This is a genomic window from Prevotella sp. HMSC073D09 (assembly GCF_001814145.1).
Lineage (GTDB): Bacteria > Bacteroidota > Bacteroidia > Bacteroidales > Bacteroidaceae > Prevotella > Prevotella conceptionensis.
In genome coordinates, this window is sequence record NZ_KV815032.1 from 1 (window position 1) to 19,450 (window position 19,450).

Genomic DNA, 19,450 nt, shown 5'->3' on the forward strand with positions numbered 1-19,450 from the left:
AGACTGTGTTTTAAAGGGTGGGAAACTTTAGTAAGAATATGGCTCCAATAGAGTTCAGTTTCCAGTTACATGCTGATTTGTGTGGGTAATGAAAGCTTTCGTCTCCATTGGTATAACCTACCAATACCCATGAGGTTGCTCACATTCACGTGCCCTTTGACTCTTCTTTTCGCTAATTGACTTGCAACTTGACTTTCGACGCTCCCATTAGTAGCCTATCCGTGACTATAATGGTAATACTTTTTGATACATGACTAGCCGTTAGCCATACAAATCAACATTGATTCTTCTTTTCCTTTCACTGTAATTCATTTCAAGATATATTTGGGTCTTTAAAAAAAAATATATAGTTTTGCATATTGTAAGCAGTATGAACGATAAAAACCTGCGGACAAATGATAGTCCCAAGGCGGGGGTGTTGTGGTGCTAGATGAGTTAGGGAACTTGTGGACCAATCCTTTTATAAGGATAGGTAGGAGATATTATGTTCTTCCTGCTGTCTGTATGTGTGTAGCGTCGGGACATCGTGGAATAGCCTTAGTTTTATTTGGATTGTAAAGACTATTTGATTTAAGAGTTAATAGTTTCTTACCTGCTGTAGTTGGTTGTAATGATTCTCATTTTCGTTTAAGCCAGTCCAATGCTGATGGTTTTGATTAGGTGTTACCATAGTACATGGTGAAGTCACCTTGTATTCAAACTTTCTTGTTTATACCTAAGACAAAGATGGTAGAGGCAAAACAGCTCTTCGCTTTAAAGGAGTAGATTGCTATTGCCCTTCAGCAGCGAACGCAAGCCGCAGTTCTCCTTGGACATGAGTTTCAACAAGAAGGTCTATACAGATTCCGCGTAGAGACAACGTTCTGAAAACCATGCAAGTATTCACGTTATTAATGTTTAACAAGTTTACCCCCCTGTAACTCCTTGCCAATTACTTGTTCTAAACAGAGCGAGGCATAATTAATGCACAAATAACCATTGTTGGGAGGATGCTATATAAGAGAGTGATTTTTATATTTTATTGAGAATGATATTTTGTAAGATTAGTAATGAGTGGTGTGTTATACTACTTAGTCAAGAACAGTTGAATAATTGTTTCTAGATATGCAGGGTTATGAGAGTGGCAATAAGAGAATTGCCAAGAATACGTTATTTTTGTATGTTCGGATGCTATTGTCTTTGATAGTTTCCTTATATACGTCTCGAGTGGTGCTACAAACGTTGGGATTTTCTGATTATGGTATTTATTCCCTTGTAGGCGGGGTGGTTGTAATCTTTTCCTTTCTAAATTCTAGCTTGAGCGGAGCAACTTCTCGTTTCTTAACATATGAATTGGGACGTGGTGAAATGCAGCGATTAAAAGAAACATTTTCGTCAGCTATTCAGGTCCATTTATTTATTGCGCTTATTGTATTTATTCTGGCAGAAACTCTAGGTTTGTGGTTTTTTGCGACAAAATTAGTCATTCCTGAAGAAAGAATGTTTGCAGCCCATGTCGTGTATCAGTGTTCAATAATATCTACCATAATACAGATTGTTCAGGTGCCATATGATGCCTCTATCATTGCACACGAACGAATGAACGTTTATGCCTATATTGAACTCTTATCAGTGTTCCTGCGTTTGGCAATTGTTTATCTCCTCTTAGTAGGAAAGTTTGACAAACTCGAACTATATGCCCTTTTGGTGTTAAGTGTGCAGTTGATAATTGCCTTAATGTATAGAATGTATAGTGTAAGGAAATTTGAGGAATGCCGTTTCTCATCTGTTAGACATCCAAAAACTTTCAAGTCCATTTTAAACTTCTCATCATGGAATCTCTATGTCCAAATGAGTTCTTCACTAAGGCAGCTAGGATTAAATTCTCTTGTTAATATATTCTTTGGTGTAATATATAATGCATCTAGTGGAATAGCAACGACTGTTGATGGTGCCATTGCCGGCTTTTGTACTAATGTAATTATAGCATTTCGACCTCAGATAACGAAGAGCTATGCCCAGGGAGGACTTGATGAGATGATGCGACTAATGGTAAATGCCTCTAAGTTCAGTCAGCTTTTGTATTTAGTAATCGCACTACCACTACTATTTGAATTACCTTACGTGTTTGAGATCTGGTTGGGAGATGTTCCCCCTTTGTCAGTAGAAATATGTAGGCTATTAATTATTACAAATATCTTCTTCCAGCTTACACAAATTATACATATTGCTATACATGCAACAGGCAATATCAAATTACTCAGTTTATCTAATGGCACATTGTTGCTATTTGTGCTTCTCCCTGTTTTTATTCTATTTCGATCAGGGTATGGGATAGAATCCGCATACATTTGCATGATTGTTCTTCGTATACTAGTGCTTGGAGTTTCTTGTGTTCTTTTAAAGCGGGACATTCCAGAGTTTCCTGTCAAGAGGTATTTATCTGTTGTGTTTCTTAAGATAATTTTTATAACTGTTTTTGCGTGTTTCTGTTTCTATGGAATTCAGTATGTCATGGAGCCTAGTTTCTTGCGTTTGAGCATAATATCAACTTTGTCCCTAGTTTTATTTAGTTGTTATACATATTATGTTGTGGTAGATTCTACTACCCGAGAAAAAGTAAAATCAAGGTTGCTAGAGCTTTTTTCAGGAAAGAATGAATAATAATCAAAGTAGTAATGAAATTTTCAATCATTATACCCCATTTTAATGTACCAGACCTGCTAGAAAGAGCGATTTGCTCAATACCCAATAGGCAGGATACAGAGATAATTGTTGTAGATGACTCAAGTAGCGAAGAAAGTAAGCTAAAGCTTCGAACTATTTGTAAGGGAAGTTCTAAACTCGTAAAGTTGTTAGAACAGCCTAAGAATATGGGTGGGGGTGCTGCTCGTAATGCAGGGATGGAAGTCGCCATTGGAGATTTTTTTGTGTTTCTTGATGCTGATGATTTCTTTAATGAATGTATCAATGACATGATGAATGAATATGCTAATGACGAGCAACACGATGTGATTTTCTTTAAGGCAAGCTCGGTGGATAACGTGACTCTTGAACCTACGGAGCGTTTAAATTATTTGAATGTTCAAATTGATCACTGGCTAGCTAATCCACAAAAAGGGGAGATAGAGTTGCGCTATTCTTTTGGGGTGCCTGTTTGCAAATTCATAAGGCGAAGTGTTATTGTAGAAAATAACCTCAGATTTGACGAAACCCGTATCCACAATGATACAACGTTTGCATATAGATTAGGCTATGTTGCTAACCAAATTTGTGCAGATGGAAGGTTAGGCTATTGTGCTACAATACGGGAGGGTTCTGTGAGTAGACAAGAAAGTGATGAATTACGATTGGTGACTATTAACATCTTGGGAAGGGCGGTATTGTTTTTCCGTGAGAAATTACATGTTAATCACATGGAAGACCAGTTATCTTTCAATTTATATATTCTGCTTAGGAAAAGGAGTTATAGCTATTTTATAAGAGGAATAGACGAGTTGGTTAAGTTGGGTTTTGCGAAGGATGATATCTATTCCTTTTTCTCGAAGCAAATGGCACTTGACTCATTAAAATCAACCATTTGGATTATCTTATTCTCACCAATATTTAGAATCAAGATACTTAGTTTAATCGGTATTTTCCGATACACCATTTTTTCGTATTTAAAAAACAACAAAGTATAGTAAAAATTATGATGACAACAAACGACATTAAGATTGCCGTTATCGGCTTGGGCTATGTGGGCTTACCTCTTGCCCGCCTTTTTTCTACAAAGTATAAGACGACAGGTTTCGACATGAACCAAAAGCGTGTGGATGCGTTGATGGCAGGCCACGACGCAACGTTGGAGGTGTCGGACGAATTGCTGCAAGAGGCCTTGCGTAACGGTTTTGTGTGTACCACAGATTTAGAGGAACTACGCGGCTGCAATTTCTATGTAGTGGCTGTACCTACACCCGTAGACGTGAACAATCGCCCCGATCTGACACCGCTTATCGGAGCAAGCACCACGGTGGGCAAGGTTATATCCCGCGGTGACATCGTTGTTTACGAATCTACGGTTTACCCTGGCGTTACCGAAGAAGAATGTTTACCCGTAGTGGAAAAGGTTTCGGGCTTGAAGTTCAACACCGATTTCTATGCAGGTTACTCGCCCGAACGTATCAATCCGGGTGACAAAGAGCACACGGTTGAGAAAATTAAGAAGGTTACTTCTGGCTCTACACCTGAAATTGCTGACGTCGTTGATGCTGTTTACAATTCGGTGTTGATTAATGGTACGCATAAGGCTCCGTCGATACGCGTGGCTGAGGCTTCGAAGATAATCGAGAACTCGCAACGAGACGTGAACATCGCCTTTATGAACGAGCTGGCTAAGATTTTCAATGCGATGGGTATCGATACGCACGACGCCATAGAAGCAGCTTCTTCAAAATGGAACTTTATCAAGCTTAACCCAGGACTGGTGGGTGGACACTGCATTAGCGTAGACCCCTATTACCTCATTCAGAAAGCGCAGGTGTATGGTGTTTTGCCACGTATCATGTCTGAGGCTCGCCGCCTAAATGATGGTATGGGCGCATACGTGGGGAACCAAATCATTAAGCTTATGAATAAGAAAGGCGTTTTGGTGAAGGATGCAAAGATATTGATACTCGGTGTCACATTTAAAGAGAATTGCCCAGACGTGCGGAACACTAAGGTGGTGGATATATATACCACGCTTCAAGAGTATACGAATAATATCACCGTGTGCGATCCATGGGCTGATTGTGCTAAGGTGGAGAAAGAATATGGAATTAGCATTGTTCCTGATATAGCAGACGAAGAGAGGTTTGATGCCATTATACTCGCTGTATCTCACAAGGAGTTTGCTGGAACTGATTGGCGGAAACATTTGACGGCTCATGGTGTGGTTTACGACGTGAAGGGAGCTTTGGAAAGAGAACAGGTGGATGGAAGGTTATGATTCTCGCTAGTTTAAAGGCGCGTATTGTTGCACATAAACGAGGGCTTTCAAATAGGATCATGCGATTGCCTCGTGAGATGTACCACATCCGCAAATCTCGTATGAATAAGAATAATAGTCCAACGATTATCTGCAATAATTGTGTTGGGGGTGTTATTCTTCACGATTTGGGTTTGAGATTCAACACTCCTACAATAAATACTCTTTTTCTCAGTTTTGATGATTTCCTTTATTTTGTTGAACATCTAAAAGAGTTCTCCGAGTTAGACGTATATGAGTTAAAACAAACAGAATATCCTTTTCCTGTAGGAATACAAGAACATGAAGGACGAGTAGTCAGAGTTGGTTTTGTTCATTACGCCTCTTTTGATGAAGGGAAGGCTGCATGGATAAAAAGAATGAAGAGGGTAAATTTGGATAATACGTTTGTTGTATACGAGAGCCAAATGATAAGCGATGAAGAGTTGGACGCTTTTTCGTCTATAAAGTATCCTAAAATGGTACTTTCTTTGACTGATAAAAGCAGGGAAAGAAAGTATTCATATTATAAGGGACATCAATTGTATAAGAATTGGTTTCCTGGTAAAATACTTGTGTATAAAGGATTCTTCCGTACCAAACGCTATTTAGATGATTTTGACTATATTAGCTTTCTGAACAATGGAATATAAGTATACGATTAGTATTGTCATACCTATGTACAATGCGGGAGCATATATTCGTAAATGCTTGGATTCAATTCTGGAAGCCAATCTGCCGAAAGGTCGTTTTGAAATAATTATTGTTAATGATGGTTCAACCGACTCTAGCCCGGATATAGCTCAATTATATGCACAACAGCATGAAAACCTAACTTATCTTACGCAAGAAAATCAAGGCCAAAGTGTAGCAAGAAACTTGGGAATAAAGAGCTGTAAAGGCGATTATGTATGGTGTATTGACGCAGACGACAAATTGGACAGCAACGAATTACCCAAAGTGTTTAGCACATTGGAAGAGCATGAAGACTTGGATATTCTTGCTGTACAGTTGCAGCGAATATCCGAGCAAGATGAGCCAATCTGTATTGAGTGTGAACAACCAAGTTTGCCACATGGCGAGATGCTTACGGGAGTACAGGCTGTTATAGGGGGATACAATCCTTCTTCTATCTGTGCGCTGATTGCGAAAAAGGCCTTATTTGTTGATAATGATGTTTTTTTTGTTCCCGGCATTACACACCAAGATGTGGAGCTGACATATCGTTTGATGCCACGAGCTGGCAAAGTTTTGTTTTCTGAACTAGTACCTTATCTTTACATCAACCATCCAAGTTCTACCAGTAAATCGCTTGTAGCAGAGAAGAAGATAAAGTATGTGAAAGATGATATCTTTATCATACAATCTTTTCGCACCTTGGCAAAAAGCTTTGAAACCTCTGATACACAATTGGCTCACACTATTTATAATAGGAGTCAAAACGTGTTATTCAGTTTAGTCTATTCTTTGCATAAGAATAAAGGTGTATGGGGTAGCCTTGGTGTGAATAAAGCAGTGGTGGATGAATTGAAGAAACAGGGGCTTTATCCGATGAGAGGTCCATGGGATTCTTGGAAGAAGAGCATGATAGTTACTTTTTTTCTTAATGTAGAACGCGTTATCCGATAGCATTATGCGAATTGTATTAATTACCCAGATAACTCCTGCATCCGAGAACGTACGTGGTACTTCTGCCTTGCCCTACCACCTGATGGTGCATAGGCCGGCAGACGTGGAGATTATCATATATAGCTTTAACGGCAATCAGCTATCTGACACAAAAATAAAAGAAGTGGAAGAGGAACTGAATGTGACGATTAAGCTGTTGCCCCGCCCAAGATGGCAGTCGTGGGTGCTTCGTCTGCATCTGCTGTTTATACGTGTATTGTTAAAATACCCTTTGTTTAATTATATCCGACTCTCATCAAAAGTTGTAGAAGAGATAAAGGGCTTACAGCCTGATGGCATCTGGGTTTACGGACAAGACATTTCGCGAGTGACAAAACAATTTGCGGGGGTTAAGCGTGTACATACTCTTCCCGATTGCGAGTCGCTGTATTATTACCGTATGTTGGGTAGGCGTTTTGTGTTTAAAAACTGGATGATGTTTAGACGCAATGTAATGATGTATCCTAAGTATTTGCGTATGGAAGGAGCATACGAGAATTCGCCAATGGTGAAATACCACTTGGTGGGCGAGGCTGATGCGGAATCTTTGCGTAACGTGAATCCCGGCATCCAGGCCCATTTCTTACGACATCCCCATTACAATGTGGCCGAACCTCAAAAACAAATAGTTTTCTCGAAACCTAAGATACGACTTCTTGTTGCTGGGCAGAACAACCTATACATGAAAGAAGCTGCCGAAGAGGCATTTGATATGATGCTACAAGAGGCGGATAAACTGAAAGAACATTATGAGATAACATTTTTAGGGAGAGGATGGGAAAGTATATTTACGCAGTTAAAAGATATGGGTTATGTTGTGGTTCAAATAACCTTTGCTCCCGATTATATTGAAGAAATACGTAAGCACGACGTTCAGCTTACCCCGATAGCAATAGGTACCGGCACAAAAGGTAAAGTTCTTGATGCGCTTGCTAACGGGTTGCTGGTTGTGGGTACGACATACGCATTGGAGAATATCGCAGTAGAGAACAATGTGTCGTGTGTGGAGTACCATTCTACCAAAGAGCTGTTGTCTATTCTAGTTGATATTCCCCATAATGTGCAGAAATATGAACAGATGGCAGAAAAAGGACGTGAGGCAATTTTTGTTGAGCATGGCAGGAAGCGCATCTCTGGGCAATTGATGGATTTGTTTAAATAATAGGCTGATGTATATATATATTCTCATTTTGGCTCTCGCCATGTCCGGTGTCTTATTCCTGCCACAAAAATCCGCCAAGTCTACAATATACCTAGCTTGCTGGATGATAGGTCTTGCCTTGTTTGTGGGTTTCTCAGACATGCTGGGTGGTTACGACCGGTATATATATGGTGAACTCTTTGATGAGGTGGCAGATATTAGGCAAGAAGGGCGGGATGTATTTACTGCATACATCTTCCAACAATATCCCACAGAGTTGGGTTATGTGTACCTTAATATGTTACTTTCTTATTTTACATCTAATCGGTATGTCTTTATCCTTGTGGTGACATTAATAATATATGCCTTATATTATATAAATATCAAGCGTTATGCTTCGGATTATCGTATAGCATTATTATTGTTCTTTGGTTTGTTGTTCTTTTTTACGTTCACTTATTTACGACAGATGATAGGTGTCGGCATTGCTGGCCTCTCCTTGAAGTATGTTTATGAACGCAAATTATGGAAGTTTGTTGTGTTAGTATTATTGGCGACATCTTTCCATAACTCAGCAGTTATACTTCTCCCTGTGTATTTCATTCCAGTGCGTAAATACAGTATAAGTTCAGTTCTGGTAATAATGTTTGTTTGTCTATTGGTAGGCGTGTCTGGTGCGTCTTCTACTCTATTTGAGGCTTACTCTTCAACTTCTGGTCTTGAGGAACGGGCAGCGGGCTATGTTGAAGATACTAGTGGCTTTCGTGTAGCCTACCTTTTAGAGGCTGTTTTCTTTTTATGGCTAATCCTTGGAAATTACGAGAAGTTGGGACAAGATAAGAAACAAATTATATTGTTAAATAATGCCTTAATATTTTGTGGTATTCTTTTACTATTTATTCGTTCAGAGAATGGAGGACGCTTGGGGTGGTTCTTTATAATTACGCTAATAAGCACGTTGACAACTATCTTTTCACAATCATTTAGTAAAGAGATCCTTAATAGGATAATAGTGTATTTCGTTGTGTTGTTTCTCTATTTCCGTATTGTAATAGCCTGGGGCGTATTGCTTTCTCCATATAAAACATTTTTCACAGATGGTGTGCGAGAAGGAGATTTTATATACGAGAGATACGAGTACGATACGAATTACGCCAAAGATAAGTTTTACAAGTAATGTTAATAACAGTATTTACGCCAACATATAATAGAGGAAGATTGCTACCCAGATTATATGATAGTCTTTGTAAGCAAAATAATAAAGATTTTGAATGGGTTATTGTGGATGATGGATCGACAGATGACACAGAAATAATAGTTAAGTTATTTATAGATCAGTCTAAAGAAGCAAACTTTCCAATACGATATTTTAAGAAAGAGAATGGTGGTAAACATACGGCTATAAATTTAGGAGTAAAGCTAGCTGTAGGTGAACTTTTTTTTATTGTTGATAGTGATGATTATCTACCAAATGATTCGTTGAGAAATGTTGTTGCAGTATACGAGGGTGTCAGGGATAATAACGAGTTTGCAGGTATTTGTGGATTAGATGCTGACCCTACAGGAAAGGTTATAGGGAAAGGACTAAGTAGAGCAATTTTAGATTGTACCCTAATTCAGGCTGAATATGTATATCACCTGATTGGTGATAAGAAAGAGGTATATAAAACATCTGTTTTACGCGCATTCCCATTCCCCGAGATTAAGGGAGAGAGGTTTTGTCCGGAAAATCTTGTTTGGTATAGAATTGCACGGCAGTATAAGCTTAGATATTTTAATACTGTCATATATATAGCTGATTATCAACCTGGAGGTATAACTGATAAAATGGTTGAGGTACGACGTAAAAGCCCGAGGTTAACTTGTTTATACTATAGGGAGTTGTTAACTTTACAAATTCCTCTGAAATATAGAGTAAGAGGCTTGATCAATTTCATAAGATATAAGATTAATTTGATATGATATGTCGCTAAAACAGATTGTAAAGGGAAGGACATCTGAGCGCTGGAACATTGGATTTATAGAGAATGACTTAAACAGCATTTTGTGTGGTGACGAAATTAAGGTCAGTTGGTTAATACACGATTATAAGGATAGTTGGTTTGCCGACCCATTTATCCTAGACATAAACGAAAGTGAAATAATCGTATTGGTAGAGGAATTCCCAAGACAAATAAATCGGGGAAGGATAACCAAACTGACAATAGATAAACAAACATACGAACTAAAAAGGCTAGATGTTGTTGTTGAGCTACCCACACATTTGAGTTTTCCCGTTATCATTCGCTCCTCTTCAAAGGATATGGTGTATCTAATGCCAGAGAATGGGGAATCAGGAAGGTTAACCCTATATAAGTATTGGATAAGTGAGAATAGACTTGAAGAAGTGGGTTGTATTCTTGACGAGGATGTGGCAGACGCTGTACCTCTCAAGATAGGATCTTACGAATTCTTGTTTTGTACCAAAGCTCCAAAGGCTAATGGAAACACGCTATATGTCTATACTTGGGATGAAAAAGTTAGGAAGTATAAGTATTGTCAAGAGTATTCTTTTAAAGAAAACGTTGCTAGGATGTCTGGTAGTTTCTTTAAGTATAATGGTAATTGGTATCGTCCAACTCAAGAGTGCAATATCCAATACGGCCATGCTGTTACCATTCAGAAGTTGGTAAGTGATGACAAACAGATGCCATTAGAGATGGCAATTTTAGAAGGACGACTGAAGTTTGAAGAAGTTAGACGATTATATTCGGTAAATCCCCAACTAAATGTGGGTATGCATACTTTTAATATCTACCAAGATTGCATTGTTACAGATTCTCTTGGCTTTGACAATATGTGGATTAGAAAGATATTGCGTGCATTACAAATAATTTAAACATGCGCATTCTTCAAGTAATTACTTCCCTGCAAACTGGTGGGGCAGAAAAAATTGTGGTTGACCTGTCTTTGAAGCTTAAAAGTCGAGGACATGAAGTTGATGTCGTGGCTTTCGCTGGCGGTCCTTCTATCTTTAAGCAGGCTTTAATTGATGGAGGCTGTGGTGTGATAGAGTTTTCTCAAACCGATAGCGTGTATAACTTTAAGCATGTTAAACGGCTTAAACAACTGATGGCACACTACGATATCGTACATACGCACAACACTTCACCGCAGTTGTTCGCTGCTACGGCCAAAGGAAAATCAAAGGCTAAGTTGGTTACTACCGAGCACTCTACCAATAATCGTAGGCGCTCGATGTGGGGCTACGGCTGCATCGACCGATGGATGTATAGCCGTTACGATAAAATTGTCTGTATCTCTGACATTGCCAAAGAGAAGTTGCTTGAGCATATTGGTAGCAAATATCAGCAAGAAGTGCTCACCATTAATAACGGTGTGGACGTTCAGCGATTTTATGTAGCAGACGAAGCTCCTGATTTAAGACTCCCAGATTGTTTTGTTACGGTGATGGTGGCAGGGTTTCGGGAGGCCAAAGACCAAGATACACTAATTCGGGCGATTGCTTCACTGCCTAACCAATATCAGCTGTGGTTGGTAGGTGATGGGGTAAGACGTGGTGCTTTAGAAGCTGTCATCGCATCAGAAGGAGTTGCCCATCGCGTTAAACTTTTGGGTATTCGTTCAGATGTACCCCAAGTGTTGAAAGCTGCTGATGTGGTAGTGATGTCTTCCCATTGGGAGGGTCTCTCCCTCTCTAACATTGAGGGCATGTCGTCGGGTCGTCCTTTTGTGGCAAGTGATGTAGATGGGCTTCGCGAGGTAACCAAAGGCTATGGCGTTTTGTTCCCGCACGAAGATGCAGAGGCGTTAGCAAACATCATCCGCAAGCTGCACGATGATAAGGCCTATTATGACGAAGTGGCCGAGAAGTGCCATCAGCGCGCTATGATGTTCGATATTGATAAGATGGTAGACGGATACGAAGCTGTTTACCAAGAGCTGATGCGTAGGTAAAAGCAATTTCCTTTTATGCGCCCTCAATATCGATTAATAACGAAGCTGCACATTGTCTTTGCTCACGCAATTTCTTCAACAACAAATTACTAAACAATGAAACATAACGATAAGCATATACTACATGTTGTGAACATCTATTTCGTTATCCCTTATTTCTTGGGAGGGCAGTTTGAATACTTCCGAGAATTGGGCTACGAATTGAATGTTGTATGCTCTGAAAGCCCTTATTTGGCTCCTTATGCACAACAACACCATTTTGGCTATCGCGAAATACCTATCCTACGAAGCATCAATCCCATCCAAGACTTTAAGTCGATTAGGCAGATTTGTCGTTATATCAAAGAGACACAAACGGGTATTGTGGTGGGACATACCCCGAAAGGCGGGCTCCTGTCGATGGTGGCTGCCTGGTTGATGCGTGTTCCTAAGCGTGTGTATTTCAGGCATGGACTGGTTTACCAAACTTCTAGTGGCCTGAAACGGTTTATTCTGATGAGCGTAGACCGTCTTGCCTCTCTGCTTGCAACTAAGATTGTCTGTGTAAGTCCCTCCGTATTGGAACAAAGCATCAAAGACAAACTCGCTCCTGCACGTAAGCAAATTGTGTTGGGTAAGGGTACTTGTTCGGGAGTGGATACACAAGGCAAGTTCAATCCGCAGAACATCAACCCCACAAAGATGGCCGAGTTTAGAAGTAAATGGGGAATTAATGAAACCGACTGGGTTGTGGGCTATACCGGACGATTGGTAAGAGACAAAGGAATTATAGAATTGGTGGATGCCTTCCAGTTGATAAAGGCTAATAACCCTCGACTTAAGCTGCTCTTGGTGGGCATGTTCGAAGAACGAGATGCATTACCGCCAGCTATTCAAGACAGAATAAAGAACGACCCGCAGATTGTTTTCACCGATTTTCAGAACGAAGACATGGAATATTTCTATGCCATGATGAATGTCTATGTTTTGATGAGTTATCGTGAAGGCTTCCCCACGGGTACGCTCGAAGCGCAGTCGATGGGTGTGCCTGTGGTAACAACGCGCGTAACGGGATGTTGCGACTCGATTGTGGATGGCCTAACGGGCGTGTTTGTCGACCGAACACCTCAACAGCTTGCTCAAGTTATTGAGGAGATGTATAAGGGCGAACGCTCGTTCTCTAAAGAGCAAGTACGCTCATGGGTTACGTTTAACTTTGATAACCTTAGGGTATGGGAAGAAATTAAGCGCTTATATGCTCCGTCTTCCAAAGCCTAACACAAATCTATAAAGTCTCAAGCAACGCCTCTTTTATTGGCTACTATTTGTTAAGGCATTGCCCACAAAGCATGTTCTTACTTTTATCAAGCATAAGAGAAATATTAGGGTATAAAAATATAGGTGCAAAATCACTTACGCTAAGGCTTAGCACCGCATTATGAATTTAACATTTTAACATGAACATACTTATAACAGGCTTGCATGGCTTTGTGGGTCAAAATCTTGTGGCCCAGTTGTCTGGAAAACATCGCATTTTCGGGTTGGCGCGTACAGCAGGCAAGATGGCTGGCGTTGATAAAATATACACGTGGAGCGACCTCGATAATGCTACTTTGCCCGAAGTTGATGCCATAATACACCTTGCCGGCAAGGCTCATGATACCAAAAACCAAGCTAAGGCTGAGGTATATTTCAAGGTAAACACAGACCTCACGGTTAATCTCTACAACTATTTCGTGCAATCGTCTGCCTCTAAATTCCTTTTCTTTAGCACAGTGAAAGCCATTGCCGACGAGCTGGGTACAAGTGTACTTACCGAAGATATTGAGCCTAAACCCAAAGGGCCTTATGGCGAAAGTAAACTGGAAGCTGAACGTTATATCCAAACTCATCCTGCACCTAACAAGCAGGTGTATATCCTACGGCCGTGTATGATGCATGGCGAAGGTAACAAAGGCAACCTTAACCTGCTTTATAAATTGGTGTCTAAAGGCATACCTTGGCCGTTGGGCGCATTCAGCAACAGCCGTTCGTTTGCTTCCATCGACAATGTCTGTCTCATCGTGTCCGAATTGCTTAGCAGAGATATTCCTGGTGGAGCTTATAATATTGCCGACGACAATCCTTTGTCTACAAACGCCTTAATCGAGATTATCTGTGGCGTGATGGGTAAGAAATGTCGCATTTGGAATGTTTCGCCAGGGTTAATAGGCTTATTGGCTAAGGTGGGTAACGTGTTGCATTTACCACTTAACACCCAAAGGCTTGCTAAGCTAACCGAGAGTTATGTAGTGTCTAACCAAAAGATAAAAAAGGCGCTGGGTGTCGACCAGTTGCCCATCGACTCGAAAGCGGGTCTTGAAAAAACAATAAGGAGTTTTATTAAGCATTGAGATGATTTATCTGTTAATTGTTGTTCTTGCATTTGTCTTCGAACTGTTGTATTTTAAAATTGCTTCGAAGTACAATATTGTAGACCGACCCTCTGAACGTGGGTCGTCAAAGGCGGTTACCTTGCGCGGAGGTGGTATCGTGTTTCCTTTTGTTGTCTTGGTCTACTTTATTTATTCGGGTTTTGCTTATCCGTGGTTTGTCGTGGGGATGTTGATGATTTCGTGCATCAGTTTTTACGACGACGTTAGTTCGCTGCCCCCACGCATAAGGCTTCTAGTACATTTTGTGGCCATGCTCTTAATGTGTCAACAGTTGGGTTTGCTCACTTCTTCTTTGTGGTGGCTTATTCCCATTATGCTCTTCGTTTGTGCCGGAGCCATTAATGTCTTCAACTTTATGGATGGCGTGAATGGCATCACTGGGGGATATGCACTAGTGGTATTGGTGGCGTTGTTGTATGTTAACCACCATGTCGTAGAGTTTGTCGACCCTCATTTTATTTTGTTTAGTCTTATTTCTGTACTTGTGTTCTGTTTCTTCAACTTTAGAACGCGAGCCAAGTGTTTTGCTGGCGACGTGGGGGCTGTGGCCATCGCGTTTGTCATATTGTTCTTTATTTGCAATTTGGTGTTGTTAACCAACGACTTCTCGTGGTTTGCTTTCCTCGCGGTTTATGGTGTCGATGGTACGCTTACACTCATTCATCGTATTTTACTGCATGAGAAACTATCCGAACCCCATCGCAAGCATGCCTATCAGCTAATGGCCAACGAGCTAAAGATGCCCCATGTCTTGGTGTCGGCCATTTACATGTGTCTACAAGCTTTGGCTTGTTTTGTTTACTTGTTAAACCCTGGCTTGATAATGTTTGCCGCTGTGGTTGTGGTATTGTCTTTGGCGTATATCCTTTTTATGAAGAAGTTTTTTCATCTACACCTGCAGCGTAACTGATGATAAAACATAAGTATAAAAAACACAATTAGATTTTATGTTGTCTTTTAATAAACTAGTTAACTGGTATTTCCGTAAAGACTCTTTGCCCTATTGGTGCATTTTCCTTATCGACTGCATTATCTGTTTGCTTGGCGGTCTTTTCGTGTGTACCTTGTTTTTCCGTTTCTCGCGCACAGCCACAAACATCGTGCCCATCGTTAACACGCTGTTGCTTTATCAGGTATTCAACGTGATAGGCTTTCGCGTGTTCCACACCTATGCTGGGGTGATACGCTTTTCGTCGTTTATCGACCTCAAACGGGTGGCCTATGCTATGGGTTTGGGGTTTGTCATCGTTGCCGTTCTGCATTATCCCATCATCTTTTGGCCCGACATTCATCAGCACATAGTTCCGTTGCATCTGCGCCATATCGTTTCAATCTACCTTGTTACCACCATCTTGCTGTGGACTTTCCGCATCATGATAAAAGGTATTTACGATACGCTGTTCGACACGGGACAAGCCAAACGCGCACTGATTTATGGTGTACGTGAGGGTGGTATAGGCTTGGCCAAGAACATTTCTGCCCAAAAACCGCAGCAGTTCCGTCTCTTTGGTTTCATCTCTCACGAGGAAGTTTTTGCCAACCATTACCTTATGGGCAAGAAAGTGTATGAGGTAAACGACGAACTTCTCCGTGTTATTAAGGAGGACCGCATCAATGCCGTGTTGGTTTCGCCCTTGCGCAACGAGGTGTTTCGCGACAACACACGCTTGCAAGACATTCTTATCGAGGCTGGCGTGAACATCTATATGACCGAAGGCGTACAAGAGTGGGACGCCGATGCGTCGGGCAAGGTGGTGAACACGCTGAAAGAAATTAGCATCGAAGACTTGCTGCCGCGCGACCAAATACAAATAGACATGCAGAGCGTGGGCAACCTACTTAGAGGCAAGAAGATACTCATCACGGGTTCGGCAGGAAGTATCGGCAGTGAAATGGTTCGGCAGGTGTGCCTGTTCCATCCCGCAGAACTGATGCTGGTAGACCAAGCCGAAACTCCGCAGCACGACATCCGCCTGATGATGGAAAACGATTATCCAGCCATTAAATCATATACCGTTATCGCCTCTATCGCCAATCGCGACCGCATGGAGGGCATCTTCTCTACATTCCGTCCCGATTACGTGTTCCACGCTGCCGCTTATAAGCACGTGCCCATGATGGAAAACAACCCCAGCGAGAGCATACAAAACAACGTGTGGGGAACGAAGGTGGTGGCCGACCTCAGTCTTAAATACGGCGTAAAGAAGTTCGTGATGGTGTCTACCGATAAGGCTGTGAACCCCACCAACGTGATGGGCTGTTCTAAACGCATTTGCGAGATTTACGTACAGGCCATGGATAAGGCCGAAAAAGAGGGCAAGATGCACGGCAACACGCAATTTGTTACCACGCGCTTTGGCAATGTGCTGGGCTCTAACGGCTCTGTTATCCCGCTTTTCGAACGGCAGATTAAGGCAGGAGGCCCCGTAACCGTTACCGACCCCAACATCATTCGTTTCTTCATGCTCATACCCGAGGCCTGCAAACTGGTGCTTGAGGCGGGAACGAAGGGCAACGGCGGCGAGATTTTCGTCTTCGACATGGGCAAACCCGTGCGAATAGCCGACTTGGCTAAGCGTATGATACGCCTTTCGGGGGCTAAGAACATCGAGATACAATACACGGGGTTGCGTGCTGGTGAGAAACTTTACGAAGAAGTGCTCAACGACGAAGAGGGTACACTGCCCTCGTTCAACCCCAAAATTCGCATCGCTAAGGTGCGCGAGTACGATTACGAACAGGTAAACACCGACGTGATGGAACTCGTATCTATCTCGCATACTTACGACGAAATGAATATCGTGCGTAAGATGAAGGAGATTGTTCCCGAATTTAAGAGTAAGAACTCTGTGTATGCAGAGCTAGATTAATTCGTGTTGACATCGCCCGATGGGAGTGATGATATTAATGCAACCGATGAGCGGATGTATAAAAGGTAAGGCTTAATGTGGCTAACCCCTCCCCCCCCTCTCAGCAGTTCCATTTATCATCCCTCCCATTCTTTTTATTAGGTCCCACATATACTTATCCCAAAGTTTTAACCCCATTTCCCCTTATCCATGCTATTCTCCCTTTTGCATAACGAGTTTTGGCAAACGCCATTGCCATTCACTTCCCTCAACCACCAGCAGTTTGTAGTGCTGCAACAGGCTGCCGCCAAACAAACGGTAGAGGGACTGGTAATGGGCGCATTGATACGCAACAATGTGAAGTTGGAGCGTGCCGACGCGCTGACGGCCTATTCGCGAACCATGATGATAGAGCAACTCAACAATAAAGTGAGTGGCGTGGCCAAAGAATTGGCGGGTATTTTGGGCAGCAATGGGATAGACTATCGCATCTTTAAGGGACAAACCCTTGCGCAACTCTACCCTTATCCCTTGGCACGAACGCCAGGCGATATCGACTTCTATTGCGTTCCGGCCGACTTTACGCGCGCCGAACACCTTTTGCAACAAGCGTGGGGTATCGCCCTTAAAGGCGAAGAAAGCGAGCAACACCGCGAGTTCGCCTATCGTGAAGTGCCGTTAGAGATGCACTTCCGCATGATAAAGTTCAACAGCAAGGGCATACAGGCCTATTGGGAACGGCTATTGGCCGATGCCCCTATCGAGCAAATCGCCATCCAAGGCGTGCCCGTCGCCACACTTCCGCCTACACTCAACGTGCTATATACCTTCCTTCACCTTTACCATCATTTGGTGGAATTGGGTGTGGGGCTGCGCCAGTTCTGCGACTTGATGGTGCTGTTGCATCGTCATCGCGAACAGATAGACCGCCATGCGCTTGCACAGCATCTTCGCACTATGGGTTTCTATCGTGCCTTTTGCGCCATAGGCAGCGTGCTGATAGATAAGCTTGGCTTGCCAGCGCACGAGTTTCCCTTCGTCATTAGTCCTGGCGATGCACATTATCAGCCAGCCGTTCTCGACATCGTGTTTACGGGTGGCAACTTTGGCAAGCACATGTCTACCACGGCAGTGCGCTCAGGCATGCGCTATAACGTTGAGGCCACCATTCGCAAGTTGCGCCATTACCGATTGTTTTGGCGGTTGTCGCCCCGCGAGATACGCGCCACCATCCTTAAAGAGATGCCCCGAAAGATGTTAAGGTTGGGCTTTGGAAAAAGGTGAAAAGGTGAAAGGGTGAAAAGATGGCTCATGCCTTTTAAAGGTGAAAGAGTGAAAAGGTGAAAAGGTGAAAAGATGGCTAACGCTCTTTAAAGCTGAAAAGGTGAAAAGGTGAAAAGATGGCTCACGCTCTTTTAACTAGTATAACTAGAAAAACTAGAACCGCTAGTATATCTAGGAAAACTAGAATAACTAGAACAACTAGTATCTAGTATAACTAGGAAAACTACAACAGCTACTATAACTAGAACAACTAGTACATCTAGAAAGCCTATTACCACGCTAGCTTACTAAACCTAATGCACGTATAAACATTAACTCGTCAACTTGTTAATCACACGTTTCAATAATCAATATGTTCAAATTCCTCCTCTTTTTTTCGTTTTTCGTCCTCCCTGCCAAGTCACAGACTAGCAAAACAGAGGAGGCGTTGAGCCTTGCAGGATATGTTAATGTGCGCGAGTTAGACCCCACATTGCAAGTGTCGTTGATGTATGCGCGCGCCGACAACTTTGTTGGCGTTGTGCTTTACGACGACTTGCGCCAAGCCTATCTGCACCCAGATGCGGCCGCTGCGCTTGTAAAGGCGCAAAAACGACTAAAACAATTGCACCCCGAATTAAGTCTGAAAATATACGATGCTGCACGCCCCATGCACATTCAGCAAAAGATGTGGAACAAGGTGAAGAACACGCCGATGAAACCGTATGTGAGTAATCCTGCTAATGGTGGTGGGCTACATAATTATGGTTTAGCGGTGGATATTACCCTTTGCGATGCCAAGGGCGACAGCATAGCTATGGGAACGAAAATAGACCATCTTGGCCCAGAGGCGCACATCGACACCGAAAACCAACTTGTTGCCAAGGGCATCATCAGCAAACGTGCACAACAAAACCGCCAATTGTTGCGCCAGGTTATGCGATACGCAGGCTTTAAGCCCCTTCGCACAGAGTGGTGGCACTTTAACTTTAAGTCGAGAGCCGAGGCCAAACAGCATTACAAGGTGATAAAGTAAAGGGCTTTCCCCCAACCGACCTTGCCCCCAATCCCCCTACCGGCCTCACCCCCAGCCCCTCTCCAAGGGGAGAGGGGATGATATGACTCGCTCTTTCAGCGGCAAGTTGAAGATGGTTTCGCAACCTTGCTTGTCTTTTCACTTTGAAACAAGTTT

Annotated in this window: 16 protein-coding genes; all 16 read left to right on the forward strand. The window is 42.2% G+C overall.

The window, feature by feature from the left end; all coding sequences use genetic code 11:
- The first annotated feature begins 1,221 nt into the window (after positions 1 to 1,221).
- Positions 1,222 to 2,643: an MATE family efflux transporter gene (locus HMPREF2955_RS01370; RefSeq protein ID WP_246830032.1), complete on the forward strand. Its 1,422-nt coding sequence runs from the start codon at positions 1,222 to 1,224 to the stop codon at positions 2,641 to 2,643.
- Between the two features lie 14 nt (positions 2,644 to 2,657).
- A complete protein-coding gene (locus HMPREF2955_RS01375) occupies positions 2,658 to 3,662 on the forward strand; it encodes a glycosyltransferase family 2 protein (protein WP_070720178.1) in 1,005 nt (334 codons plus the stop codon).
- Between the two features lie 11 nt (positions 3,663 to 3,673).
- Positions 3,674 to 4,948: a nucleotide sugar dehydrogenase gene (locus HMPREF2955_RS01380; protein WP_070720235.1), complete on the forward strand. Its 1,275-nt coding sequence runs from the start codon at positions 3,674 to 3,676 to the stop codon at positions 4,946 to 4,948.
- A 59-nt stretch (positions 4,949 to 5,007) separates the two neighbouring features.
- On the forward strand, positions 5,008 to 5,619 hold the full coding sequence (locus HMPREF2955_RS01385) for a DUF1919 domain-containing protein (RefSeq protein WP_256374685.1): 612 nt from the start codon (positions 5,008 to 5,010) through the stop codon (positions 5,617 to 5,619).
- Positions 5,609 to 6,595 (forward strand): glycosyltransferase, encoded by a 987-nt coding sequence (locus tag HMPREF2955_RS01390; protein ID WP_070720181.1) that lies wholly within the window; start codon positions 5,609 to 5,611, stop codon positions 6,593 to 6,595. The genes HMPREF2955_RS01385 and HMPREF2955_RS01390 overlap by 11 nt, the downstream gene beginning before the upstream one ends.
- Before the next feature lie 4 nt (positions 6,596 to 6,599).
- Positions 6,600 to 7,796, forward strand: coding sequence for a glycosyltransferase (locus tag HMPREF2955_RS01395; RefSeq protein WP_070720183.1), 1,197 nt, complete (start codon positions 6,600 to 6,602; stop codon positions 7,794 to 7,796).
- Between the two features lie 7 nt (positions 7,797 to 7,803).
- Positions 7,804 to 8,952, forward strand: coding sequence for an EpsG family protein (locus HMPREF2955_RS01400; RefSeq protein WP_070720185.1), 1,149 nt, complete (start codon positions 7,804 to 7,806; stop codon positions 8,950 to 8,952).
- Positions 8,952 to 9,737, forward strand: a complete 786-nt coding sequence (locus tag HMPREF2955_RS01405) for a glycosyltransferase family 2 protein (RefSeq protein WP_070720187.1) — start codon at positions 8,952 to 8,954, stop codon at positions 9,735 to 9,737. The genes HMPREF2955_RS01400 and HMPREF2955_RS01405 overlap by 1 nt, the downstream gene beginning before the upstream one ends.
- 1 nt (position 9,738) lies before the next feature.
- On the forward strand, positions 9,739 to 10,653 hold the full coding sequence (locus HMPREF2955_RS01410) for a glucosamine inositolphosphorylceramide transferase family protein (RefSeq protein WP_070720190.1): 915 nt from the start codon (positions 9,739 to 9,741) through the stop codon (positions 10,651 to 10,653).
- A 2-nt stretch (positions 10,654 to 10,655) separates the two neighbouring features.
- Positions 10,656 to 11,732: a glycosyltransferase gene (locus tag HMPREF2955_RS01415; RefSeq protein WP_070720191.1), complete on the forward strand. Its 1,077-nt coding sequence runs from the start codon at positions 10,656 to 10,658 to the stop codon at positions 11,730 to 11,732.
- A gap of 96 nt (positions 11,733 to 11,828) precedes the next feature.
- Complete coding sequence (locus HMPREF2955_RS01420) at positions 11,829 to 12,989, forward strand: glycosyltransferase family 4 protein (RefSeq protein ID WP_070720194.1); 1,161 nt, start codon at positions 11,829 to 11,831, stop codon at positions 12,987 to 12,989.
- 179 nt (positions 12,990 to 13,168) lie between these two features.
- Positions 13,169 to 14,104, forward strand: a complete 936-nt coding sequence (locus HMPREF2955_RS01425) for an NAD-dependent epimerase/dehydratase family protein (RefSeq protein ID WP_070720196.1) — start codon at positions 13,169 to 13,171, stop codon at positions 14,102 to 14,104.
- A gap of 1 nt (position 14,105) precedes the next feature.
- The gene (locus HMPREF2955_RS01430; RefSeq protein ID WP_070720198.1) at positions 14,106 to 15,056 is read left to right on the forward strand and encodes an MraY family glycosyltransferase; all 951 of its coding nucleotides are present in this window, start codon (positions 14,106 to 14,108) and stop codon (positions 15,054 to 15,056) included.
- Between the two features lie 37 nt (positions 15,057 to 15,093).
- Positions 15,094 to 17,016 carry a nucleoside-diphosphate sugar epimerase/dehydratase gene (locus tag HMPREF2955_RS01435; protein ID WP_070720199.1) on the forward strand — a complete coding sequence of 641 codons (1,923 nt, stop codon included), beginning with the start codon at positions 15,094 to 15,096 and terminating at the stop codon, positions 17,014 to 17,016.
- A 189-nt stretch (positions 17,017 to 17,205) separates the two neighbouring features.
- Positions 17,206 to 18,279, forward strand: a complete 1,074-nt coding sequence (locus tag HMPREF2955_RS01440; RefSeq protein WP_070720201.1) for a nucleotidyltransferase domain-containing protein — start codon at positions 17,206 to 17,208, stop codon at positions 18,277 to 18,279.
- 352 nt (positions 18,280 to 18,631) lie between these two features.
- Positions 18,632 to 19,294 carry a M15 family metallopeptidase gene (locus HMPREF2955_RS01445; RefSeq protein ID WP_070720205.1) on the forward strand — a complete coding sequence of 221 codons (663 nt, stop codon included), beginning with the start codon at positions 18,632 to 18,634 and terminating at the stop codon, positions 19,292 to 19,294.
- Positions 19,295 to 19,450 lie beyond the last annotated feature (156 nt).